This window comes from Paraburkholderia sp. J10-1 (assembly GCF_905220165.1).
In the GTDB taxonomy this organism is placed as follows: Bacteria; Pseudomonadota; Gammaproteobacteria; order Burkholderiales; family Burkholderiaceae; genus Paraburkholderia.
Map to the genome: position 1 here is coordinate 29,007 of NZ_CAJMYW010000032.1, position 21,416 is coordinate 50,422.

Annotated in this window: 21 protein-coding genes; 7 read left to right on the forward strand and 14 right to left on the reverse strand. The window is 64.1% G+C overall.

Annotated features, from left to right (window positions below; genetic code table 11):
- Nucleotide 1 precedes the first annotated feature (1 nt).
- Nucleotides 2-1,024, forward strand: coding sequence for a phosphotransferase enzyme family protein (locus U5A65_RS39465; protein ID WP_321939632.1), 1,023 nt, complete (start codon nucleotides 2-4; stop codon nucleotides 1,022-1,024).
- 30 nt (nucleotides 1,025-1,054) lie between these two features.
- Here the strand turns inward: U5A65_RS39465 and U5A65_RS39470 are convergent, their stop codons facing one another.
- On the reverse strand, nucleotides 1,055-1,993 hold the full coding sequence (locus tag U5A65_RS39470; protein ID WP_321917482.1) for a helix-turn-helix domain-containing protein: 939 nt from the start codon (nucleotides 1,991-1,993) through the stop codon (nucleotides 1,055-1,057).
- 392 nt (nucleotides 1,994-2,385) lie between these two features.
- Nucleotides 2,386-2,916, reverse strand: a complete 531-nt coding sequence (hpaC, locus tag U5A65_RS39475) for a 4-hydroxyphenylacetate 3-monooxygenase, reductase component (RefSeq protein ID WP_321917480.1) — start codon at nucleotides 2,914-2,916, stop codon at nucleotides 2,386-2,388.
- Between the two features lie 323 nt (nucleotides 2,917-3,239).
- Between hpaC and U5A65_RS39480 the strand changes: the two genes are divergently transcribed.
- The gene (locus U5A65_RS39480; RefSeq protein WP_321917479.1) at nucleotides 3,240-3,875 is read left to right on the forward strand and encodes a response regulator transcription factor; all 636 of its coding nucleotides are present in this window, start codon (nucleotides 3,240-3,242) and stop codon (nucleotides 3,873-3,875) included.
- A gap of 46 nt (nucleotides 3,876-3,921) precedes the next feature.
- On the opposite strand, the gene U5A65_RS39485 is transcribed toward U5A65_RS39480, so the two are convergent.
- From U5A65_RS39485 to U5A65_RS39505, 5 genes are read right to left on the reverse strand one after another with little or no spacing between them, the layout of a single operon-like run.
- A complete protein-coding gene (locus tag U5A65_RS39485; protein WP_321917478.1) occupies nucleotides 3,922-4,665 on the reverse strand; it encodes an SDR family NAD(P)-dependent oxidoreductase in 744 nt (247 codons plus the stop codon).
- 22 nt (nucleotides 4,666-4,687) lie between these two features.
- Nucleotides 4,688-5,812: an amidase gene (locus tag U5A65_RS39490; protein WP_321949589.1), complete on the reverse strand. Its 1,125-nt coding sequence runs from the start codon at nucleotides 5,810-5,812 to the stop codon at nucleotides 4,688-4,690.
- Between the two features lie 21 nt (nucleotides 5,813-5,833).
- Entirely contained in the window at nucleotides 5,834-6,358 is a 525-nt protein-coding gene (locus tag U5A65_RS39495; RefSeq protein ID WP_321917476.1) for a nuclear transport factor 2 family protein, read from the reverse strand.
- Between the two features lie 4 nt (nucleotides 6,359-6,362).
- Nucleotides 6,363-6,737 carry a hypothetical protein gene (locus tag U5A65_RS39500; RefSeq protein WP_321917475.1) on the reverse strand — a complete coding sequence of 125 codons (375 nt, stop codon included), beginning with the start codon at nucleotides 6,735-6,737 and terminating at the stop codon, nucleotides 6,363-6,365.
- A 34-nt stretch (nucleotides 6,738-6,771) separates the two neighbouring features.
- Entirely contained in the window at nucleotides 6,772-7,968 is a 1,197-nt protein-coding gene (locus U5A65_RS39505) for an acyl-CoA dehydrogenase family protein (RefSeq protein WP_321939625.1), read from the reverse strand.
- Nucleotides 7,969-8,216: 248 nt separating this feature from the next.
- On the opposite strand from U5A65_RS39505, the gene U5A65_RS39510 reads away from it, so the two are divergent.
- Nucleotides 8,217-9,692, forward strand: coding sequence for an ATP-binding protein (locus tag U5A65_RS39510; RefSeq protein ID WP_321949590.1), 1,476 nt, complete (start codon nucleotides 8,217-8,219; stop codon nucleotides 9,690-9,692).
- Here U5A65_RS39510 and U5A65_RS39515 read toward each other — a convergent pair.
- From U5A65_RS39515 to U5A65_RS39525, 3 genes are read right to left on the reverse strand one after another with little or no spacing between them, the layout of a single operon-like run.
- Nucleotides 9,689-10,075: a tautomerase family protein gene (locus U5A65_RS39515; RefSeq protein WP_321949591.1), complete on the reverse strand. Its 387-nt coding sequence runs from the start codon at nucleotides 10,073-10,075 to the stop codon at nucleotides 9,689-9,691. The two genes, U5A65_RS39510 and U5A65_RS39515, sit on opposite strands and share 4 nt — an antisense overlap.
- Nucleotides 10,076-10,124: 49 nt before the next feature.
- The gene (locus U5A65_RS39520; protein WP_321917470.1) at nucleotides 10,125-10,625 is read right to left on the reverse strand and encodes an aromatic-ring-hydroxylating dioxygenase subunit beta; all 501 of its coding nucleotides are present in this window, start codon (nucleotides 10,623-10,625) and stop codon (nucleotides 10,125-10,127) included.
- Nucleotides 10,622-11,899 (reverse strand): aromatic ring-hydroxylating dioxygenase subunit alpha, encoded by a 1,278-nt coding sequence (locus tag U5A65_RS39525; protein WP_321917469.1) that lies wholly within the window; start codon nucleotides 11,897-11,899, stop codon nucleotides 10,622-10,624. Before U5A65_RS39525 ends, U5A65_RS39520 begins: the two co-directional genes overlap by 4 nt.
- Before the next feature lie 153 nt (nucleotides 11,900-12,052).
- Here U5A65_RS39525 and U5A65_RS39530 point away from each other — a divergent pair, with 153 nt between their 5' ends.
- On the forward strand, nucleotides 12,053-12,979 hold the full coding sequence (locus U5A65_RS39530; protein WP_321917468.1) for a LysR family transcriptional regulator: 927 nt from the start codon (nucleotides 12,053-12,055) through the stop codon (nucleotides 12,977-12,979).
- Between the two features lie 12 nt (nucleotides 12,980-12,991).
- Here the strand turns inward: U5A65_RS39530 and U5A65_RS39535 are convergent, their stop codons facing one another.
- Nucleotides 12,992-13,963, reverse strand: coding sequence for a PDR/VanB family oxidoreductase (locus U5A65_RS39535; RefSeq protein WP_321917467.1), 972 nt, complete (start codon nucleotides 13,961-13,963; stop codon nucleotides 12,992-12,994).
- A 182-nt stretch (nucleotides 13,964-14,145) separates the two neighbouring features.
- Nucleotides 14,146-15,552 carry an MFS transporter gene (locus tag U5A65_RS39540; protein WP_321917466.1) on the reverse strand — a complete coding sequence of 469 codons (1,407 nt, stop codon included), beginning with the start codon at nucleotides 15,550-15,552 and terminating at the stop codon, nucleotides 14,146-14,148.
- Nucleotides 15,553-15,863: 311 nt separating this feature from the next.
- On the opposite strand from U5A65_RS39540, the gene U5A65_RS39545 reads away from it, so the two are divergent.
- The gene (locus U5A65_RS39545) at nucleotides 15,864-16,958 is read left to right on the forward strand and encodes a porin (protein WP_321917465.1); all 1,095 of its coding nucleotides are present in this window, start codon (nucleotides 15,864-15,866) and stop codon (nucleotides 16,956-16,958) included.
- On the opposite strand, the gene U5A65_RS39550 is transcribed toward U5A65_RS39545, so the two are convergent.
- Together U5A65_RS39550 and U5A65_RS39555 are read right to left on the reverse strand one after the other, a co-directional pair.
- Complete coding sequence (locus U5A65_RS39550; protein WP_321939621.1) at nucleotides 16,955-17,995, reverse strand: LysR family transcriptional regulator; 1,041 nt, start codon at nucleotides 17,993-17,995, stop codon at nucleotides 16,955-16,957. The two genes, U5A65_RS39545 and U5A65_RS39550, sit on opposite strands and share 4 nt — an antisense overlap.
- An 11-nt stretch (nucleotides 17,996-18,006) precedes the next feature.
- Nucleotides 18,007-18,984, reverse strand: coding sequence for an AraC family transcriptional regulator (locus U5A65_RS39555; protein WP_321949592.1), 978 nt, complete (start codon nucleotides 18,982-18,984; stop codon nucleotides 18,007-18,009).
- A gap of 210 nt (nucleotides 18,985-19,194) precedes the next feature.
- Here U5A65_RS39555 and U5A65_RS39560 point away from each other — a divergent pair, with 210 nt between their 5' ends.
- The gene (locus tag U5A65_RS39560) at nucleotides 19,195-20,298 is read left to right on the forward strand and encodes an NAD/NADP-dependent octopine/nopaline dehydrogenase family protein (RefSeq protein WP_321939617.1); all 1,104 of its coding nucleotides are present in this window, start codon (nucleotides 19,195-19,197) and stop codon (nucleotides 20,296-20,298) included.
- Nucleotides 20,295-21,299, forward strand: coding sequence for a 3-hydroxybutyryl-CoA dehydrogenase (locus U5A65_RS39565; protein ID WP_321939615.1), 1,005 nt, complete (start codon nucleotides 20,295-20,297; stop codon nucleotides 21,297-21,299). The genes U5A65_RS39560 and U5A65_RS39565 overlap by 4 nt, the downstream gene beginning before the upstream one ends.
- Nucleotides 21,300-21,416 lie beyond the last annotated feature (117 nt).

A 21,416-nucleotide genomic window follows, 5' to 3' on the forward strand; every position in this document is an offset into this window, starting at 1 on the left:
GATGACCCATACAGAAGACGCGCGCGCGTCGGAGAACGCGTTTGCGCTGCAGCATCTTGCCGCCCAGGCGCTTGAGATGTGGGACCTCGGCGACTGCGTGATCGCGCCGATCAAGATCCGCGAGAACGCTGTGTTTCGTGTGGATGGCCGCGACGGTCGGCGCGCGGTGCTGCGCATTCACCGCCTCGGCTATCACGATGACGCAGCGCTGCACTCGGAATTCGAGTGGATGCAAGCGCTCGCGAGCGCGGGCGTCGAGGTGCCGCGCGTGGTGAAATCGCGCGCGGGGCGCCCGTTCGAGCGCGTGCACAGCGATGAACTGCCGGCAGGCCGCCAGATCGACGTGCTCGAATGGGTCGACGGGCGCCAACTCGGCGCGCTCGAATCGGGTCTCGATGGCGGCGAGGAGGACGTCGCGGGCCGCTATTACACGCTTGGCGGCATGGCGGCGCGCATGCACAACCATACGAGCGCGTGGCGGGCCCCTGCGGGCTTCAAGCGGCATAGCTGGTGTGAGGAAGGGCTCGCGGGCAGCGAGCCGCTCTGGGGCCGTTTCTGGGAACTGGAGCAACTGAGTGCGCCGCAACGGCGGTTCTTCGAGCGGGCGCGCGAGGCGCTCTGGGCTGACCTGAGCGCCTATGGCAAGGATGCCGGGCAGTTCGGCCTGATCCACGCGGATCTCGTGCCCGAGAACGTGCTCGTGGACGGCGAGCGCGTGCGCGTGATCGATTTCGACGATGCGGGCTTCGGCTGGCATTTGTTCGACGTTGCGACGTCGCTCTACTTCATCCGCGGCGAGCCGTACTTCGATACCGCGATGGAAGCCTTCGTCACGGGCTACCGCGCGCATCGTCCGCTAGTCGATGAGCAGCTGCGGCAATTGCCGCTGTTCATGGCGGCGCGCAGCACGACCTACCTCGGCTGGGTGCATGAGAAAAAGCACACGGAAACGGCCAGGACACTCACGCCGGTACTGATCGATTACGCGACTTCGGCGGTCGAGGAATATCTGCGCGGCAGGTGAGGGCAGCGCCGGGGCATGCTCCGGCGCGCGTTATTTCGGACGATTGTCCGAAGGCATGGCGTCGAAAAGCTCGCGATAGTCCTGCGTGAAATGACCCGAATGGAAAAAGCCCCAGCGCTGCGCCGCGTCGCGCACGGTGAGCTCGGCCGACGGCGCTTTGCGAAGCAACTGGTGCACGTAATTCAGGCGTATCGCGCGCATATATTCCACGGGCGATTTGCCCGTCACGAGGCGAAAGCTCGTCTGCACCGTGCGGCGGCTGATACGCAGCGATTCGCAAAGCTCGTGCACGGTCACGGGTTCCAGCGGGCGCGCAATGATCATGTCGTGCGCGCGTGCGACTACGTCGCTATGCGACATCCAGGTGATATCGGTCTTATCGTCCGGAGTGCCGCTCTCGACCACGGCATCGAGCATCTCGAAGATCTGCGCGGTCACGGTGCGTTGGGCCAGCTCCGACTCTGCGAACGCGTTCAGCGCAAATGCCTCGTCGGTTACGTAACGCCACAAGGCGATGAACTGCTCGCGCACGCCGGGTTCGAGCGGAATGACGGAAGTCTTGGTGAAAAAGCGGCTTTCGAGGCGTGCGGCCAGCTCCGGGCGCTCGCGCAGGAACGGCACCTTCACGCCAATGCCGAGTATGGCGGTCTCGCCCGGGAAATGCAGCACGAACTCGCGGTTCGCCCGCGCGCAGATCAGGGAATCAGCCGTAACGGCGCGGTCAGCGAAAGTCACCGGAGAACTCGCGTCGAGCACGATGCCGAACACGAGCATGTCGCTGGGCGTGCTGCCCTGCTGCACGATGCGGCGGTTCACGGACTCGTAGAACACGTGTATGCCGTCGCTGCCGATTTGCTGTAGGCGACCGTGGAATTGTCCACAATCGAGCTGGAAGTATTGCTGTTCCCAGCCAGAAAGCAGCGCCGCGTGTTCGCCGGCGTCGGTAAAGGTGTGATTCTCGAGCTGCATGCTGATTGCGAATAAAACGCGGTACCGATCGGGGTGGCGGCCATCCTGGTCACCATTCACTGACCGCCTGGTCGGTTAATGCCGGTGTGAGGATGACGGGCGGAATGCTTTCTCGCAAGTCCGGGATGGCCCTCTCCGGGATGCCCCTGGCTTGCGTTGGTTGACTTGTCTCCTTTCTTCGCTTCGGCTGTGTCGTGGCGCGCCACGATCGATCCCGTGCTCGCCGATCGTTTTGTCTGATGTATGCGCTCGCACCTTCTTCGTGAGGCGGCGCGGGTTGGCTAGTGGTATGCATGCAGCGTACCCGCCGCCGCGCGAGAAAAAAATGCGTGCGTGCGGCAGGGCGCCTGGTGGGTTTCCTCACCGATCTAAAGGTTTTACCAGGGTGCGATTTACGCCGCGGCGCAAGGGCGAGCCACGCGGTGGAAATTGCGGTCGAAGTAGACGAGACCGTCGCCGTCGCAGCGCACGCGAATATGGGTCGCCTTCACGAACATGACCGAATGAGAGCCGACGTCCTTGAGTTCGACGATCTCGCCTTGCAGGCTCGCGAGCGCATCGCGCAGCACGGGCACGCCATGCTCGCCTTCATCCCAGAACGGCAGGCTAAAGCGCGCGTCCATCGACAGTTGCGTGAGACCCGCGAAGTGTTTTGCCAGCAGCTCGTGCTCGCCGGGCAGCACATTCACGCATACGCGGCCGTTGCCCGCGAAGGCGGCGTGCATCGCGCTCGAGCGGTTCAGGCAGACGAGCAGCGTAGGCGGCGCGTCCGTGACGGAGCACACGGCGCTCGCGGTAATGCCGCAGCGGCCGAACGGACCGGCCGTGGTGATCACGCTGACAGCGGCGGACAAGTGGGCCATCGCGTGGCGAAAATCCTTGCGGGTGTCATGCGTCGGGAGCGTGCTGGATGTGTCGGACATGATGTGTGTTTTCCGTGCAATTGCTGATCTTGTGATTCGAGTCTGTGATTAACAGCGTACGGCAAGCACCGCGCGAAAAATACTGTCACGATTGGCCTGAGTGATGGCGTCGCTCCCGATCCTTCTAAAGATTTCACCAGGTATCGCGGAAACCGGAATGTGCGCTTTGAAATTACGCGCCGGAATTACGGGGTAATGCGCATTTTCAGGGCTTTATTGGCTGGTTATGATGGGTCATGCAACTGCGGGAGCGCGCAAATGAAATGGGACGGCACAGGGCACGTCTCGCGGCGCTTCGCAACGAACAATATCGGAGAGAGCAGATGACTTTACCTGCTCCGGTCATCTATATCGTCGACGACGACAACGGCATGCGCACCTCGCTCGCGTGGCTGCTGGAATCGGTTGGCGTGAAATCGGAAGGTTTCGCCAACGCAGCCGATTTTCTGCGTGCATTCGATCCGGACGTCCCAGCATGTCTGGTGCTCGACGTGCGCATGCCAGAGACCAGCGGTTTTGATGTACAGGCGGAATTGAACCGACGAGGTGCGACGTTACCTATCATTTTCGTGAGCGGACACGGCGACATACCGATGTCCGTGCGCGCGCTGCAAAACGGCGCGATTGATTTCGTGGAAAAGCCGTACAACTCGCAGCAAATGCTCGATCGCGTGCAACGTGCGATGAAGCTTGCCACGCAGCGTCATGCCGCCGACCAGAAGCGGCGCGATCTGCGCAAACGCCTCGAATCGCTCACGGGGCGCGAGCGGGAAGTGCTACGCGGTGTGATCGATGGCAAGGGCAGTAAGCGCATCGCGTCGGAACTCGACATCAGCGTAAAGACGGTCGACGTGCATCGCGCGAGCATCAAGGACAAACTCGGTGCCGCGTCCATTGCGACGCTCGTGCGCGATGTGATGGCGGTATGGGACCAGGACGCGCAGACGCACACGTCGTGAGGCGGCGTGTGCGTCGCGCGTTTTGGCGCGAGAATTGGCGCACTGGTTAGCGCATGTAAAGACCGCCGTTGATGTCCCAGCACGCTCCGTTGGCGAAGTACGCGTTGCCCGAGGCGAGCAGCACGGCGGCGTCGGCGACGTAGTCGGCGGCGCCCAGGCGCCCCACGGGAATGCTCGCAATCACTTTGTCGAGTTTGTCCGCGGGCACGCTCTCGTGCACGATAGGCAAATCGAGCGGCCCCGGCGAAATGGCATTCACGGTCACGCCAGAGGCGGCGAGATCACGCGCGAACACTTTGGTGAGCGTGATGGCGCCGCCCTTGGCCGCCGCATAGTGCGCGCCCGTTGCCGAACCGCCATTCTGGCCGGCCAGCGAAGCAATATTCACAATGCGTCCTTCGCCCTGGTTCGCGAAGTGCTGCCCGAACACCTGGCAGCCGAACAGCACGCTGCGCAGATTGACGTCGATGACCTGATCGAACTGTTCGGCCGTGATCTCCATGACAGGCACGACCTTCGATGCACCCGCATTGTTCACGATCGCATCGACGTGGCCCCAGCGCGCGACGATCGCATCGCGCGCACTCTCGAAATCCTCTTTGCGCGTGACGTCTAGCTTCAACGCGAATGCGCTCGACGCATCGGCGCTCAACGCGCGCGCGGTGGCAGCGGCGGCATCGAATGCCACGTCGCCGAGGACGACGCGGTAGCCCGCCGCATGAAAACGCGCGGCAATCACGGCGCCGAGGCCGCGCGCCGCACCGGTAACGAGGACGACTCTGCTGGACATGGGTTTCTATTCCTTGAAAATTTCAGCTGGCGAGCGCTGCTTCGAACGCTGCAGCAACGGCGCAAACCCGTTCGTCGGCGCCATGGCGTCCTATGATCTGCAGGCCGGCCTTCAGCGGTGAGCCTTCAATGGGCAGCGGCAGACTCAGCGCCGGATGACCGCTGAGATTGAACGGGCGGATCAGCGACGACATCGCGATCACCGACACACCGCGCCGCGCATCGTCGACCGTGATCGGCAGGGCGGGAAGCGTCGGCATCACGATCACATCGACGCTGTCTAGCGCGCGATCCACGGCATCGGTAAAGCTGCGGCGCACGCGTTCCGCTGCGCTCACCTGGTCGGACGTAGTGGACGCAGCGGCGCGCAGGCGTGTTTCCAGATCCGCGCCGAGCTTGCCGCTATCCACGAGATGGCCGAATGCCGCCCACGTTTCCGCGTTGATGATCGCAAGGCCCGCATGGAACGCGTCGGCGAGGCCCGCAAGCTCGATGGCCCGAGACGAAAACCCCGCACGCTGCGGCGCGCGCGTGACGGCGGCAAGCAGGTCTGCTCGCGCATCGACTTGCGCAATACCGATACTGCACGCGGTGAGTTCTTCTCGCGCGGCTGCCTTGTCAAATGCGGGCGCGATGACGCCCATCGCCTCGACGATCATGCGCACGTCGCGGGCAAACGGGCCCACGCAATCGAGCGTCGATTCGGCGGGCGCGACGCCGCGCCGTGAAACGCGCGCGAATGTGGGCTTGAGGCCGACTACGCCGCAACATGCGGCGGGACCGCGAATCGAGCCGCCCGTGTCGGTGCCTAGCGCAGCTTCCGCGAGCCCCTGGCCGACCGCGCTCGCAGAGCCGCTCGACGAGCCGCCCGGAATGCGCGTCGCGTCTTGCGGATTGACGGGCGTGCCCGTGTAATCGTTTATGCCCGTCATGCCGAACGCCAGTTCGTGCATGTTGGCTTTGCCGACAATTTTCCACTTCGCGCCGAGCAGAAACTGCACCACGTCTGCATGCTTTTGCGCGTGCGCGGTTTCTGCGAGCGCGCGGCTCGCGCCCGTCGTGCGCATGCCCGCAATGTCGATGGTGTCCTTGATGACGATGGTGGGTCCGTCGCCTCCACGAGTGAAGGCACTGATCAATGCGCTCATCGATTCGATTTCCTTTGGGGGTCAGGCAGCCGGACGCGGCGACACGCGCCATGGCGCGTCGAAAAGCCGCTCGGTGCGAAAGTGCGCGATGAGCCACGTAGATGCATCGGGCGCAGGCACGAAGTCCACTTCGAGCCGCGCGCCGATCAGCTCCGCGCGCTCGTCCACGTAGCCCGAAGCCTGCAGCATGATCCAGCGGCCCGTCGCGCGCGCGGGCGTCACCATTTCGATGCTCTCGGACGTGAGAAAGTGCACGTTGGTCGCGAAGTACGGCGCGGGTGGCAGATAGCGCGCGAGCATCGCAACGATGGCCTCGCGGCCTTTGATACGGCCGAACTTGCTCGTATATTGCGGGCCGATGCCTTCCCACACCGCATCGGCCGTGAAAAGGCTGGCGAGCGATTCGCCGTCGAGCGCGCCGCTCGGCACGTCGCACAGCGCCATGTAGCGCGCCATGGTTTTTCGTGCGGCGCTAGCGCCTTCGAGTGCGGCAAGGCGCGCTTCCAGCGCCGCAATCGTGCGTGCAGCGTCAGTGATCGTTGCCATAGGATCAAGCGGTCGCTGCGGGCGGCACGGCGAGCGCACGCCCCACACGCGCCTCGATCTTGCCGTAGCGCCACAGGTTGTATTCGCCCACCGGCGTCGTGCGATAAAGATTGCAAACGGCCACGGCCGTATCGAAGTCGGCAACGTCGGCCATGATGTAGAAGGTCCACGGCGCGCCGCCGGCCTGGCCGACCACGAGGCGGTCGTCGTCCATGATGCCGAGCACCTTGACGCCTTCCATCGCTTCTACCGCGGCGAGCATCTTGCCGTACGCCTGCCAGACTTCGCCGATCTTCTCGCGCGGCAGGTCGAAGAAGTTTTGCGTCACGCCGCAGCAGAACAGGACGCGCAGCGGAAGGGGGCGGGAAGTTTCGGACATTTGATCGATTCCTTGTGATATGTGATGGATACGGTTACAGATAGCCGGGAATCGGCGGCACGCCGACGAACACGGCGCCCGCGCCGTCGAAATTGCCCTCGCCGAGGAACGCGTGCTGCGTCACTACCATTGCGTCGCGCAGCAAACGCTGCAACGGGTGCGTTTTGTAGATCGCCATCGTGCCGCCAAGGCGATACGCGCGATGCACCACGTCGGCGCCTTCGCGCGCGATCTGCGTAGCGGAAAGACGCAGCAGGCTGACCTGATCGGGGGTCACGGGGTTGCCGGCGAGAATGGATCGCCAGACGCTATCGGTCGACTCGTAGAAGAATGCGCGTGCCGAGCGCAGCTGTGCCTCGGCCTTTGCAAGCTCGATGCGGTAGTAAGCACGGTCCGCGAGCTGCGGCGCGCCGGTCGTCGTGCGGCGGCCGCCGGACATATGGTTCGCCACGTCGAGCGCCGCGCGCGCGAGACCGAGGTTGACGACCGCGAGCACCTGGGCCGCGTAAGCGACGGTCGGATAGCGATAGAGCGGCTCGTCCACGCAAGGCGTCCCGCCGCGCACGAAGGTCCAGTCGTCGGTGATGATCTGGTCGGTCACGCGCAGGTCGTGGCTGCCCGTGCCCTGCATGCCGACCACGTTCCAGTTTTCGACGATCTCGACCTGCTCGGGGCGGAACACGGCCGTGCGCGGCTTGTTCGGGGCGTTGCCCGCGCCGTTGCCAGTGCTGATGCCCACGCCGAGCCAGTCGGCGCCCTTGCAGCCGCTCGCGAACTTCCACGTACCGTTCACGCGCCAGCCGCCTTCAACCGGCTGTACGGTCTGCACGGGAAAGAGGCCGCCCGCGAAGGCCTGGTCGGGGCCGCTCGCGTAGATGTGCGCCTGCGTTTCGAGCGGCAGCGCGGCGAGGTAGACATTGGCCGAGCCGAAGCTCGCAACCCATGCCGCGGAGCCGTCGGCAACTGCAATCCGCTCGATCATCTCCAGGAATTCGCCAGGCGCGCGCGCGTCGCCGCCAAAGCGCCTGGGCGTGCCCGCGCGAAAGATGCCAGCGCGCTTGAAGAGATCGATGACGTCGCGTGGGACGTGCGAAAGCCGGTCGAATTCGTCGCGGCGCGCGGCCACGACGTCGATGACCTCGTCGAGCGAGAGGCGGCCGCCCGACTGCGTGGCGCAGGCCTCTGCATTGATGTCGCTATGGGACGCGACGGCGGTCGCAACTAATGCCATGGTGTTTCTCCTGAGTTCCTGAGCCGCAAGGTTGAAGGCCATGTGTATCGGGCGCAGCGCGAACGCGTGCGCACAGTCTGGAACTCAGTCTAAAAAGGCAAAAAGGGGTCATCAATTGGGACGCCGCACGCATTTTTAAGTAGCGTTCCCCGCGCGCCTAAAGAAATCTTCAGGTTCCCCGCTCCGCGCGCGGATGTTATCGTTTGGAACCACCAGGCGGGGCGTGCCGCCATATCCGGTTCACGATCATGACGTACCCCACCGAAGACGATTTCAGCCGCCTGCTCGACGCCTTGACCCTGTGCGTGCTGCTGCACGACGCCAGCACGAAGGCGATCGTCTGGGCCAATCGCGCGGCCTGCATCGCGCTGGGCTTTTCTGTCGAAGAACTGCTGCCGCTGAAGGCGCACGACATGACGCGCCCCGCGCCGAAATACGCGCGCGAAATCGCCGTGGCGGCGATGGACCGCTCGATCACCGAAGGGCCGCAGGGCTATGAATGGTGCTATCGCTCGCGCACCGGGCAGGACATGCTTTCGGAAGCGATTGCGACGTATGTGCCGCTCAAGGAGCGCGCGGTCGTAATGGTGCAGTTTCGCGACATCAGTGCGGAAGAGGCGATGCGCCAGGCATTGCGGCGCCACGAAACGCGGCTGCGCGAATTCATGCAGGACCTCAGCGAAGGCGTGGCGGTGCTCAGGCTCGACGGCACGGTCGACTTCATTAGCGACTCCGGGCGTCGCGTGCTCGGCCTCGCCGCTGAACAGGCGCCGGGTTCCGTGTTCGACTACTGCAGCGAGCGCAACCGCGAACGCCTTGCCGAGCAACTCGACGACGCGCCGCTGCAGGGCCCGTCCGAGCCCCAGCGCTATCGCATGACGCGCCGCGACGGCAGCGCGTGCTGGCTGCGCATTACCTGCCGGCGGCTCGTGATCGAAGACGATCTCGACGGTCTGTTGATCCACTTCCGTGACATCTCCGACGAGGTGAGTATCGAAGACGCACGCCGCACCGAAGCACGCATGCTCGAATACGCCGGGCGTTACAACGCGATGGGAGAAATGGCCACGGCGATTGCGCACGAGTTGAGCCAGCCGCTCGCGGCGGTGCGCAATTTCATCGAAGGTGCGATAAGGCGGCTCGAACAGGCGGGGCCCGTTGAAGATGCGATTTGGGGTCTGCGCAGCGCTGACCGCCAGGCGGAGCACGCCGCACTCATCATCAAGAGTGTGCGCGAATACGTCGTGAAGCGCGAGCCAACCGAAACGCGCTCGGACCTGCGCGACATTCTCAGCGAGGTCGCTTACTTCATCGAACTGCGCGCGCGCGACGCGAGCGTGCGGATGCATATCGTGCAGCCCATCGCCGCGCTACCTGTGATGTGCGAGCGCGTGTTGATCGGGCAGGTCGTGCTCAATCTCGCGTTCAACGCGATCGACGCGCTGGCCGATGTCGATGCGGACCGGCGCGATCTCACGCTCGCTTGCGAGGAGAAAGACGGCAGGGCGCTCGTGAGCGTGATCGACAACGGACCGGGCGTGCCCGCCGGTGCGCATGGCCGCCTCTTCGACGGCTTTTCGTCGTCGAAGGCGGGCGGCAACGGCATCGGCCTCTCGCTGTGCAAGAACATCGTTACGCGGCACCACGGCGCAATCTGGGCGCAGCCCGCGCCGGGCGGCGGGCTCGAATGCTGCTTCGCGCTGCCGCTCATCCCCGCAGGTTAGCGCCCGAGCGAACGGGCCGTTTTGCCGCCAAGGCCAAAGTCGGTATTCGGGATGTCCTTGATGATTACACGCGTGGCATCGAGCGCAGAGTCGAGCACCTCGGCGCTTGTCGTTGCGAGCGCATCGATCAACGCGGCTTTCTGTTCTAACGTGCGCCCTGCAATCAGGATCGCGACGATCACCGGCAGCGAAGGTGGCGCGCCATCGGCGGCACGCTTGCCGCCGATACCATAGTGCGTGTCAGCCAGTTCGCTCAGCAATATGCGCACGGATTCGGCGGCCGCGCCGATCGCTTCGACGGTGGCTTCGGTCAGACGCGCGATCAACTGCGCCTTGCGTGCTTGCGCGTGGCCAGCGGGCAAATAGACTTCGAGTGTAGGCATGGAGTCGAATGGCAGAAGGGCGCGCAAGCCGAGCCGCGCGCCCCTGTTTTTAGAGCAGGAATCCGATCGCGCTCAGCGCTTCGGTCGAATCGATCAGGCGGACCACCTTTTGCAGAAGCTTCGGCTCGCCGCTCGCGAAGCTGATGCGGTGCGTGAGGTCCGCCGCGAAGATCGTATTCGCGCCGCGCTTGTACGCCACGATGATCTGCGCCGACTTCACTTCCACGGTATCGGCCGCATCGCTCGAGAGCGTGAAGCGCGAAACCGTGCGCACCGTGCGTGCCGCATCGCTCGCCGATGCCGAATAGCCCGACGTCATACGCTGTACACGCATTTCGCGCATGTGCTGGTCGTCGTAGGCGTAGTTCAGCGTGGCGGCGAAGTCGATTGTGTTCGGGTCGATCGGCACGACGTAATGGCCCTTCGGGTCCCACAGTTCGAGCCAGGCGCTGTATTCGCGGCGGTCCAGCATTTCTGCTTCGCGCCAGATGAACTGCACGGCGCGCGTAAAGGTCTCTTGCGAGTTGAGTACGTTTCGATCGTCCATCATGCCTCCATCATGGCGCGCCACTGTGCATACGCTTCGCGCATGCCGGTTTCGTCGGTGGCGTGCGCGGTCTTTTCTCCGTTCGGTGCCGTGGTTTCGCGGTTCAGGCCGCGATTCACGAGGATCGGCGTGCCGGGGCCGGCGTGGGAGCCGCGCTGCACGCGCTCCCAGGCTTCGGCGTCGTCGGGGCTGCCAAAGCCGAACGGGCCCTGGAAGTGTTCGTGAATGCGCAGGCGCACGCGGTTGGCCTCCTCGGGGCCGCCATCCATGGCGAGCGCCACGTGGCGGATTTCCGTTTCCTCTGCCGAAATGGGCCGCAGCACGCGGAAGAACGCCATCGAGAGCGCGAGGTTCGGGAAGAGGTTCAGGTTGAAGCCCACACCCATGAGCGAGCGTACGATGCGGCGCACTTCTTCGGGCGTGTGGCGCCCGGCCAGTTGCGCGGCCAGTTCCTGAAAACGCTCGGGCAGCGGCGCGCCATCGTCCTGGTCGAGGTCGACGAGTTCGGGCACGAGCACGGCCAGGCTGTGGCCATTGCCGAGCGAGCGGCAGAAGGCCTGATCGCTCGTCATGAAGCTCGTGATCGCCGCAGCCGTTTCGTCGTCGATCGACTTCATCCACGACTTGTGCACCACAGGAAAGTGATAGAGGTCCGTGGTGTTCTCGAGCTGGATCTTCCAGTTGCCCTTGAACTTGAACTTGTGTTCGCCGTTGGCTTTCACGGGGTATCCCGCGCCCTGCTTCATGAAGAGGTCGATCCAGGGCTTCGCGCCGCCGAGGAAGTCTTCGAGGGGTTCGATATCCTTGTTGAAGCTCGCGAAGATGAGCCCCTGATAGATGCCGACGCGCAGCTTTTCAAGCGGCAAGTCTCCCTTTTCGCACACCCCTTCGTAGCCGTCGCCATAGGGCAGTGCGCGCAGCGTGCCGTCGAGCGCATACGACCAGCTATGGTACGGGCACGTGAAGCCCTTGGCGTTGCCCTTGTGTTCTTCGCACACGGTCGCACCGCGATGGCGGCAGCGATTTTGCAGCACGTTCACCGTGCCCGTCTTGTCGCGCACGACGATAACCGGCTGCCGGCCGATGGTCGTGGTGCGGAAGTCGCCCGCGTTGGGCAGCTCGCTTTCGTGCGCAACCCAGATCCACGTCTTGTAGAAAATGCGCTCGAGTTCCGCTTCGAACAGCGCCGGATCGTAGTACAGCGAAGGCGCGATGCGGTCCGTCTCTACGCGGCCGCGCAGCGTACTCGTGTCGATGGTCTGCCAGTTATCGCTCATGATGTCGGAGTATCGGGGTGATCGCGATGTCTCGCGAGGAGGTTAAAGCGCAGGTCGTGCGCCGCCTGTGCGTTGATTGAAGTCTCACGCCTGGTGCTTCATGCGTCAAATCGATCTAAAATTGAACCTCACATAAACGCGGCTGATAAAACCATGCCATCACTCGACAACGTCGATCTGAACTTGCTGCGGGTCTTTCAGGCCATCGTCGAGGAGCGCAGCCTGACGAAGGCTGGCGAGCGGCTCGCGCTCTCGCAGCCCGCCATCAGCTATTCGCTTTCGCGCCTGCGCTCGCTGTTCGACGATCCGCTCTTCATCCGCACGCGTGCCGGCATGCAGCCAACGCCGGTCGCGCTGGAACTCGCCGCGATCGTCGGCCGTGCCCTCGACACGGTGCGCGAGGCGCTGCGCTACGCCGAGCGCTTCGATCCGGCGGTGAGCACGCGCACGTTCAGGCTCTCGCTCTCGGACGCGGGAGAAATGGCTTATTTGCCGCCGATTTGCGAAGCGCTCCATCGCGAGGCACCGCGGATGCGCGTATGCGTCGAGCCACTGCCGGTGGACGAGATCGAGGACGCCCTACGTTCGAGCCGCCTCGATTTCGCGATCGGCAATCTGCCCGAGCTGACCTCGCGCACACGCCATCAATTGCTATTCGAAGAGACCTACGTGTGTATGACGCGCCGCAGGCGCGGCTTGCCGCGCGGCGAGACGCTGAGCCTCGCGCAGTTCGTCGAGGCCTCGCATGTGCAGGTGAGGTCCGTCGAGCACAGCCATCACGCGTTGGACGACGCGCTGCGCTCGCAGGGCGTGGGCAGAAATATCGCGCTGGAATTGCCGCACTTCGTCGCACTGCCAGGCGTGCTCGCCGTGACCGACCTGTACGCGACGCTGCCGCGCCGTCTCGCGCACATCTTCAACGCGGACGGACGCTTCCAGATCTACGCGCTGCCCGTGACCATGCCGGTCGCAGCCGTGACCATGCACTGGCATGAGCACTTCCACGACGACGAAGGCATTGCGTGGATGCGCGAGCTGATTCAGGCCATCATGCAGCGGTTCGACAAGGAGAAGCGCTGAACACGGCGATGCTCAGAGATCGAGCACGAGAACCGGCGAGCGTGAGCGCGAAATGCAGCAACAGATGACCTTGTTGCTCGCCCGCTCGGCCTTGCTCAGACAGTGGTCGCGATGTTCGGGCTCGCCCGTCACGACGTCGACCATGCAAGTGCCGCATACGCCTTCCCCGCACGACGTATCGACCTCGATGCCGATGGTTGCGAGCGCATCGACTATCGAAGTGTTCTTTTCCACGCGCACGGTTTGTCCCGTGCTGGCCACCTGCACGTCGAATGCATCGAGCGCTGCATCGCTTGCGGGCGACGCGGGCTCTGCCGCGAAACGTTCGAGATGGATGGCGTCGTCGGGCAAGCGCTGTTCGGCCACCGCGACCACGCGCTCCATGAACGCGGAAGGCCCGCACGTATAAACGTGCGTGCCCGTCTCGGCCGTAGCGAGACACCACGCGAGTGCACCGTCCAGCGCGTCGGGCTCCACGCCGTAGTGCAGCTTCGCGTAGGGCGCAAATGGCGCGCGCGCGAGCAGCGGCAGGAACGCCGCGTGTTCCGCACTGCGCGCGAAGTAGTGCAATTCAAAGGGCGCATTCTGCTTGATGAGGTGATACGCCATTGACAAAAGCGGCGTGATGCCGATGCCGGCTCCAATCAGCACGTGCCGCTGCGCTCCGGGCGCAAGCTGGAACAGGTTGCGCGGCGCGCCGACCGCTAGCTCGCTACCGACTGCCACGTCGTCGTGCAACGAACTGGAGCCGCCTCGCGATGCACTCTCGCGCTTCACTGCGAAGAGCTGTACGTCGCGCTGGTCCGGGTCGCCACAGAGCGAGTACTGGCGCGTGATGCCGGACGGTGCCGTGACGTCGATATGCGCGCCCGGTTCGTAAGCGTCGAACGGCTTGCCGTCGAGGCGCGAAATGCTGAACGAGCGAATGCCTTGTGCTTCGTCGCACAAGGCGTCGACGCGAACCTTGAATGAAGTGGCTTGCATGATGAGGCCGATCGCTGAAATAGCGGTAGTTTCTGGATGCTGGACTGAATGGACCATTCGCGCGCGAGGCGCGAGGCGTTGAACCGAGCATACGGCCGCCCGGAAGATCGGGCAAATCGATAAAAAATGGCCGACCGCATCAATGCCATTGATAATACTGGCGCGGGAGGCGCATGTTCATCTCAGGCGCGCGTGGCGCTCAACGTCGCCTCGATGCCTGCGTCTGCGCGCTGCGCGTGCGCGTCCTCGCGCGCGAGGCTCAGGCGGAACTGCCGGCAGCCGAAGCCCAGCAGCACGGTCGCGAGCAACGCCGCGACAAGGCTCACGATCGACATCGATTGCCCAACTGCAAGCGGCGAACCGAACACCTTGTCGGTCAACAACGCGACGAGCGTCGTGCCAATGCCAAGGCCGATCAGGTTCGACACGAGCAGGAACACGGCGGAGATCTGCGCGCGCATCTGGTTCGGCGCGAGCGTTTGCATCGCGGCGGTCGAAGTCGGCATCGGGAACGAGGCGAAGAACATCGCGATCACGAGCAGCGTCAGCGAGCCGCCAAGGCTGTTCACCTGTGTAAAAGCGGCGGCGGGCAGGGCCATTGCCGCCGCGCCGATACAGCCCGCAAGCATGGGGCCGTCGCTGCGGCCGCGGCGCAGGAGCCAGTCGTTGAGCCAGCCGCCGCAGAACACGCCGGTCGTGTTGGCCACGAGCAGGATCGTGCCGAGCGTATAGCCCGCCTCCACCGGCGACATGCCGAAGCGGCGGATGTAGAACGCCGGGGTCCAGCTCATGAGGCAGAACAGCGTCATCGCGTAAAACGAGAAGCCGACGTAGTGGCAGAAAAACGTTTTGCCATGCGAGCGGATGAAGCGCGCGGAATCGGCAAGCGAAACGCGCCGCGCTTTGCCGCTCACGTCCTGCACGAGCCCCTTGCGCTGCGGGTCGCGCACCGTGAGGATGAAGACGAGGCCCACGAGAAGGCCGGGCAGTCCCACAATAAAGAACGTGACCTGCCAGCCATGCACCGAACCGACGAAGGGCAGCGTGACCATCGAAGCCTGCTTGAGCAGCGCGATCACATAGCCGCCAATCAAAAATGCAATGCCGCCGCCAATGAACGAGCCGAGCGAATAGACACCTGCCGCCCGGCCGAGTTTCTCCTTGGGGAAGTAGTCGGCAAGCATGGAGTAGGTGCCCGGCGAGAGCGAAGCTTCGCCCACGCCCACGCTCATGCGCGCAAGAAACATGTGCAGAAAGTTCTGGCTGATGCCGCAAGCCGCCGTAGCGACGCTCCAGAGCGCGATGCCGGTAGCGATGATGCGAGGCCGCGCGAAACGGTCGGCGAGATACGCGAGAGGAATGCCCATCACGGCATAGAAGAGCGAGAACGCGAAGCCGTGCACGAGGCTGAACTGCGTATCCGTGAGGTGCAGGTCGCGCTTGATCGGCTCGATCATGAGCGCCAGCACCTGGCGGTCGACGAAGGAAAAGACATAGGCAAGCATGCAGATCAGCACTACGTACCACTCATACGTGTAGCGTCTGGCGCTTTTTGCGCCGGCTGGCGCGCTGGCGGGGGTGGGGGTCATGGCGTATCTCCGATGTGTCGGTCGTGTGGTCTCAGGTGCATGCACTCTGGTGGACCAGCGTACGCAAACAAATTTCGCAGATATAGGCGCAAGTTTCCCAAACGCCTGCTCGCAACTACCGAGCGCTCTAAAGAAATCACCAGGGGCGTCCCCGGGAAATCGCGTACTGACGGGGGCTGGAGGCTGTACTTTGCGCGTGCCGCCGCGTTCATGAACGAGATCTATAAGTGATATATGGCCCGCTTGATCGACGCCGGATATTGGCCTTTCTAGACTCGCCCCGATTCCTCACGACTCGCGGGACGACAACAATGACCAACTGGAAGTGGTGTATTTCAATCGTGGGCATGGCGGCGGTGCCCGCGCTCGCGCAATCGAGCCTCACGCTTTACGGCCGTATCGACACGTCGATCGAATATGCGAACTTCGGGCCGAACCACGTGGTGCGCATGGGCACTGGCAATCTCTTCGCGACGCAATGGGGTTTGAAGGGCGTGGAGGATCTCGGCGGCGGCTATGCCACGATCTTCAAGCTCGAAAACGGCTTCAATTCGGCGACGGGCGCGATCAGCGGCAACGGCTCCCTGTTTGGCCGCGAAGCGTGGGTCGGGCTCACCGGACCTTTTGGCGGCCTGCAGGCCGGCGAGACGTATACGATTCTCCATACGTCGTTCGTGACCTACAGTTTGCCGGGATATGGCGCGGGTCTCGCATGGGGCAACGCGTCGAACAACTTCGTCCAGCCCTGGTTCCTGCGCACGAGCAACACGCTGCGCTACACGTCGCCACGCTTTGGCGGGTTGCTACTGCGCGCCACGGCTTCGCGCGGCGCGAATGGCGCGAGCAACGTGCCTTCGACACTCGGCGACACCTATGGCGCCGGAATCAACTACGCGAACGGGCCGCTTTCGATCGACGTCGATTACATGCAGCAGAAGTTCAGCACGGCAACGGCCGCGACGCTCTCGCCGACGAGTCCCACCGGCACCGGCAACTACGCGCTCGGCGCGATCTCGTACGATTTCGGCTTCGTGAAGCCGGCGTTCATCTATTTGCGGCACCGCGGCGGCCCCGACGTGACGACGGCGGTGGCGAGCGCGTATTCGAACCCGCACAACGACTTTTTCGAATTGAACGCGACGGTGCCGATCGGCCGCGCGTCGCTGCTCGTGAGCTACGGTCACTATCACAAGATCGCGGACAGCGAAGGCAATGCCGATTCATATGGCCTGCGCTTCGACTATCCGCTCTCGAAGCGCACCGTGCTCTACACGGGCGCGGCGATGGTCCACAACGGCGAGCATGCCGCGTTCTCGATCAACGGCGCGGGCGGCGGCGCGGTGCCGGTGGGCAAGCCGGGCGCCACCGCAAGCTCGATCGTGGCGGGCATTCTCACGTCGTTCTAAACGAGCCGCTCGCCTTCATGCGTTGAGGGCGGCCGGAGACTGGGCGGAATCGCGAGCCAGCTGTCGTACGGCTCGCGCGTGCCGATGCGAAATAGCTCCATCAATAGCGCGCGCAGCCAGCGGTGGCCCGGATCGGCGTCGAAGCGACGATGCCAGTATGCGTTGACGGGCCACACCGACGCATTGGCGATCTCGAACGCGGCCATCTCGCCGAGCGGAGCGAAGGCGCGCGCAACGGTTCGCGGCAGGATGAGCGCGTAGTCGCAGCGATAGAGTATGGCCGGCACGACCATGAAGTTCGGCACGGCTACCCGGACGCGCGAAGTGAGCCCGTGTTGTTCGAGCAGCGCCATCGACTGCGGGTGCGAGCTCACCGAAATGAACTGCAATGCAGGCGGCACGGTTGTATCAAGCACGAAATGCTCGTCGAGTCCGCAACGCTCGGCCACACGGCGGGCCATCATCAGGACATAGCGCTCCTGCAGCAGTTCGCTGCGATGGAAATGCGTGAATGCATGGGGGAAGTGGCCCATCGCAAAGTCGATGCGGCCCGACTCCACCGCTACGTTGAACTGGCTTTCCTCGATATGCAGCGTCTCGATGACGACGCCGGGCGCGCGCTCGTCGAGTTCACGCATCAAGGTGGGCAGGAACGCAGTCTCCGCGAAATCGCTCATGTGGAGCCGAAAGGTGCGGCGCGACGTGGCGGGCGAGAACTGGGCGCCCTCGTCGAGCACGGCCTGGAGGATGGCGAGCGCGCGGTCGATTGAGGCCGCGAGACGCTGCGCGCGCGGCGTGGGTTCGACGCCGCCGCCCGTGCGCACGAAGAGGGCATCATGAAACAGGAGCCGCAGCCGGCCGAGCGCATGGCTCACGGAGGGCTGCGTGATACCCAGGCGCAACGCCGCGCGCCCGACATGCTTCTCCGCGTAGACCGCATTGAAGGTCTTGAGCAGGTTCAGGTCGAGATCCTGCACGCGCAGCGCGTCGGTGGGCTCGTCGCCCGGGGGCGCAATGAAGTCGCTGGGGTTCGGCATGGGTGTGTGCTTTACTGGCCGCGCTTCGCGGTCGCAGAAGGCGGATAACCGTAGCGCCGCGCATACGCCTTCGCGAAGTGGCCGAAACTGTGCACGCCGTGCTCGAGCAACACGTCGGTCACGCTGCGCTCGGGATCGGCTTTCAGCGCGCGATGCACGGCTTCGATACGCCGCTCACGGATAAAGTCGGCGGGTGACTGGTCGAGAAACTGGCTGAAACCATTTTGCAGCGTACGCGGCGACACGCCCGCCACCTGGGCGAGCGTCGCAATGGAAAGCGTTTCGCCGAGATGCGCCTCAATATACTCGCGTGCGCGCTTCACGTGCGCGGGCAGCGGCGGCTTCGCGCCGCGCGCGAGCATTTCACTGTACGAATGAGGTAGTTGCATGAGCAACAGTGTGGCGAGCCACTGCGTGAGTTCGGGACCGAGCAGGCTGTCGCGCGCGCTCGGCTCGATCTGTTCACACAAGGTGCACAAATACCGCAGTGTGGAATGAAACACGGCGGCGCCGCTGTGCGTGCGGCTAATGTCCAGTTCGAACACGAGCGGACGTCGCAGTGAGTTTTGCAGCATCTCCGCGAGCTTGATTTCGAGCGCGGCGCGATCGACGCGCAGCAGCAGGCTGCGGCATGCGGTGTCGGTGCTGATGCGGCTTTTGCGTGACGGCGACGACACACTGAGGCTGCCCGCCGAAAGCGAGGCACGCTCACTGCCCGATTCCAGCTCGCAACGGCCCGCAAGCGTCGCGCGAAAGAGGTAATGATGGTCGAGTTCGCCCGCGTCGATATGCGTCTCGCGGCCGTAGCACAACTCGAGCAGGCTCGCGCGATGCATCGCGACGCCATAGAGTTCCGCGTTCAACGGCTCGCGGCCCGACACCTCCATGCGGTGCTCGCAAAGCAGCTTCGCCACTTCGCGTTCGACATCCTCGCGCGCGCGGGAAGCGCCGAGCCGGTTGCTGTGTGTGCGGGGAATCGCTATTTCCATCGTTTAATGGCCTCGAAGTGACAGCAGAGCCTCTGCGCCTATGATCCGATGGTCAATAAGTCTGCGCAAGAACGGATTCACCCGCATACGTCGCGCGAATCCGTTGCCGGAGTTGAATAGCGTTTGCGCGTGTTGACGCGCAGCGCGCGAGCCGCCCCTTTAATCTCGACACTGACCAATGAAGCAAGGGATTGCACAAGGAGGCAGGACATGAAGGTTAGCGTACTGGGTGGCGGGCATGGGTGCTTTGCGGCTGCAATCGACATGCTCGAAAAGGGCCACGACGTGACGTGGTGGCGGCGCGATACGGCCGCATGCGCGCGTTTGCGCGAGCTGGGCGAACTGAACGTGAAGGACTGGCGCGGCAAGCGGCGGGTACCCGTTGGCGAGGCGCGTGGCGCGATACGCCTTGCCGACGATCTCGGCAGCGCAGTGCGCGAGGCGCGGCTCATCGTGATCCCGCTGCCGTCCACCACGCACGAATCGCTGGCAAGCCAGCTTGCGCCTCACCTGGCCGATGATCAGGTAGTCTTTCTGCCGCCAGGCACGTTCGGCAGCTACGTGTTCGCGAAGGCGATGGCCGATGCGGGCAACCGCGCGCGCGTGGCGTTCACGGAAACGGGCACGCTGCCGTATCTCGTGCGGCGCCACGGCGAAAACGACGTGGTCATCAGCGCCTACGCCACACGCCTGCCGACCGGCGTGTTCCCCGCCAACGCGGCCGAATGGGCGCTCCCCGTGCTCAAGGAGGGCTACCCGAGCGTCGAGCCGATCGAGGACGCGCTAAGCGGTGCGCTGATGAACGCGGGGCCCGTGATCCACCCGCCGCTCATCATGATGAACGCGGGGCCGCTCGAGCATTTCGAGGCGTGGGATATTCACAATGAAGGCACGAAGCCGTCGATTCGCCGCGTGACGGATGCGCTCGACGCCGAGCGCATGGCGGTGCGCGAAGCGCTCGGATACGGCGCGCCGCATTTTCCGCTCGCCGACCACTATGCGAGCGAGGGCGACGAATGGATGTATGGGCGCGGCGCGCACGGCAAGCTCACGGACAGCGGCGACTGGCGCGAGCGCATCGACCTGAAGGCGCACCGCTACATGCTGGAAGACACGCGGCTCGGCCTCTCGTTCATCGTTTCGGTGGGGCGCTGGGCCGGGGTGCCGACACCAGTCGGCCAGGGATTGCTGAGCATAGCGAGCGCGGTTTCGGGACGCGACCTGTACAGCGAGGGCCGCACGCTCGAAAACCTCGGGCTGGCCTCGCTTTCGCGCGAATCGATGCGCGGCCTGCTGGCGCGGGGGCTCGCATGACGCACAGTGCCGTCGACGTGAAGCGCGTCCACGTGCTCGGCGCGGGACGCATGGGGCAGGGCATCGCGCTCGCGTTCGCATTTGCCGGATTGCACGTGACGCTCATCGATTTCAAGGAGCGCAACGAACAATCGCGTGCCGCATTTGCGGCGGCCGCGCGTGCCGAAATCGCGCGGCAATTGCTGACGCTGGTCGAGTCTGGACGTATCGACGCCAGCGGGGCCGATGAAGCGCTCGCGCGTGTCGAAGTGCTCGATCGCGTCGGCGCCGAGGCCACGCTTGCTGGCTGCGAGGTCGTGTTCGAGGCGGTACCCGAAGTGATGGCGGCTAAGGAGGCGGCGTTCGCATGGCTCTGCGCGCATGTCGATGATGCGGCAACGATCGCATCCACGACATCGACGTTTCTCGTCACCGATCTGCAAAAGGTGGTCACGCAACCGCAGCGGCTCGTCAACGCTCACTGGCTCAACCCTGCGCACCTGATGCCGCTCGTCGAGATCAGCCGAAGCAGCCTCACGCACGACGCGGTCGTCGCGCGGATGAAGGGCCTGCTGCTGCGCGTGGGCAAGGTGCCTGTGGAATGTGCGCCGTCTGCCGGCTATATCGTGCCGCGCCTCCAGGCGCTTGTGATGAACGAGGCGGCGCGCATGGTGGAAGAGGGCGTGGCCAGCGCGCACGACATCGACATGGCCGTGCGTACGGGCTTTGGCCTGCGCTTTTCGATCCTCGGGTTGCTCGAGTTCATCGACTGGGGCGGCTGCGACATACTTTATTACGCGTCGCATTACCTCGCGAAGGAGATCGGTCAGCGCTTCGAACCGGCCGCCATCGTCACGCGGCATATGGAAGAAGGGCGCGACGGCATCCGCGACGGCAAGGGCTTCTACGACTACACGGATGTTGAAGTGCCCGAGTACGTGAAGCATCGACTCGGCGAGTTTGGGCGATTGCTCGAGCATCTCGAGCTTGCGCCGCACTACAACTCGGCAATTGCGCCATGAAAATCCATGTCATGGATGATACTCGCCATATATGATTGATTTGACAGATGTGGCACCGGTCTTTAACTTCTGGTCTGCATTCCCACGGGTAGTTAATACGACATCCTAATGACTTCA

Excerpts from the sequence above, each read along its gene's own strand:
- U5A65_RS39465 (WP_321939632.1), top strand. The coding sequence starts at position 2 with ATGACCCATACAGAAGACGCGCGCGCGTCGGAGAACGCGTTTGCGCTG.
- U5A65_RS39470 (WP_321917482.1), bottom strand. The coding sequence starts at position 1,993 with ATGCAGCTCGAGAATCACACCTTTACCGACGCCGGCGAACACGCGGCG.
- hpaC (WP_321917480.1), bottom strand. The coding sequence starts at position 2,916 with ATGTCCGACACATCCAGCACGCTCCCGACGCATGACACCCGCAAGGAT.
- U5A65_RS39480 (WP_321917479.1), top strand. The coding sequence starts at position 3,240 with ATGACTTTACCTGCTCCGGTCATCTATATCGTCGACGACGACAACGGC.
- U5A65_RS39485 (WP_321917478.1), bottom strand. The coding sequence starts at position 4,665 with ATGTCCAGCAGAGTCGTCCTCGTTACCGGTGCGGCGCGCGGCCTCGGC.
- U5A65_RS39490 (WP_321949589.1), bottom strand. The coding sequence starts at position 5,812 with ATGAGCGCATTGATCAGTGCCTTCACTCGTGGAGGCGACGGACCCACC.
- U5A65_RS39495 (WP_321917476.1), bottom strand. The coding sequence starts at position 6,358 with ATGGCAACGATCACTGACGCTGCACGCACGATTGCGGCGCTGGAAGCG.
- U5A65_RS39500 (WP_321917475.1), bottom strand. The coding sequence starts at position 6,737 with ATGTCCGAAACTTCCCGCCCCCTTCCGCTGCGCGTCCTGTTCTGCTGC.
- U5A65_RS39505 (WP_321939625.1), bottom strand. The coding sequence starts at position 7,968 with ATGGCATTAGTTGCGACCGCCGTCGCGTCCCATAGCGACATCAATGCA.
- U5A65_RS39510 (WP_321949590.1), top strand. The coding sequence starts at position 8,217 with ATGACGTACCCCACCGAAGACGATTTCAGCCGCCTGCTCGACGCCTTG.
- U5A65_RS39515 (WP_321949591.1), bottom strand. The coding sequence starts at position 10,075 with ATGCCTACACTCGAAGTCTATTTGCCCGCTGGCCACGCGCAAGCACGC.
- U5A65_RS39520 (WP_321917470.1), bottom strand. The coding sequence starts at position 10,625 with ATGATGGACGATCGAAACGTACTCAACTCGCAAGAGACCTTTACGCGC.
- U5A65_RS39525 (WP_321917469.1), bottom strand. The coding sequence starts at position 11,899 with ATGAGCGATAACTGGCAGACCATCGACACGAGTACGCTGCGCGGCCGC.
- U5A65_RS39530 (WP_321917468.1), top strand. The coding sequence starts at position 12,053 with ATGCCATCACTCGACAACGTCGATCTGAACTTGCTGCGGGTCTTTCAG.
- U5A65_RS39535 (WP_321917467.1), bottom strand. The coding sequence starts at position 13,963 with ATGCAAGCCACTTCATTCAAGGTTCGCGTCGACGCCTTGTGCGACGAA.
- U5A65_RS39540 (WP_321917466.1), bottom strand. The coding sequence starts at position 15,552 with ATGACCCCCACCCCCGCCAGCGCGCCAGCCGGCGCAAAAAGCGCCAGA.
- U5A65_RS39545 (WP_321917465.1), top strand. The coding sequence starts at position 15,864 with ATGACCAACTGGAAGTGGTGTATTTCAATCGTGGGCATGGCGGCGGTG.
- U5A65_RS39550 (WP_321939621.1), bottom strand. The coding sequence starts at position 17,995 with ATGCCGAACCCCAGCGACTTCATTGCGCCCCCGGGCGACGAGCCCACC.
- U5A65_RS39555 (WP_321949592.1), bottom strand. The coding sequence starts at position 18,984 with ATGGAAATAGCGATTCCCCGCACACACAGCAACCGGCTCGGCGCTTCC.
- U5A65_RS39560 (WP_321939617.1), top strand. The coding sequence starts at position 19,195 with ATGAAGGTTAGCGTACTGGGTGGCGGGCATGGGTGCTTTGCGGCTGCA.
- U5A65_RS39565 (WP_321939615.1), top strand. The coding sequence starts at position 20,295 with ATGACGCACAGTGCCGTCGACGTGAAGCGCGTCCACGTGCTCGGCGCG.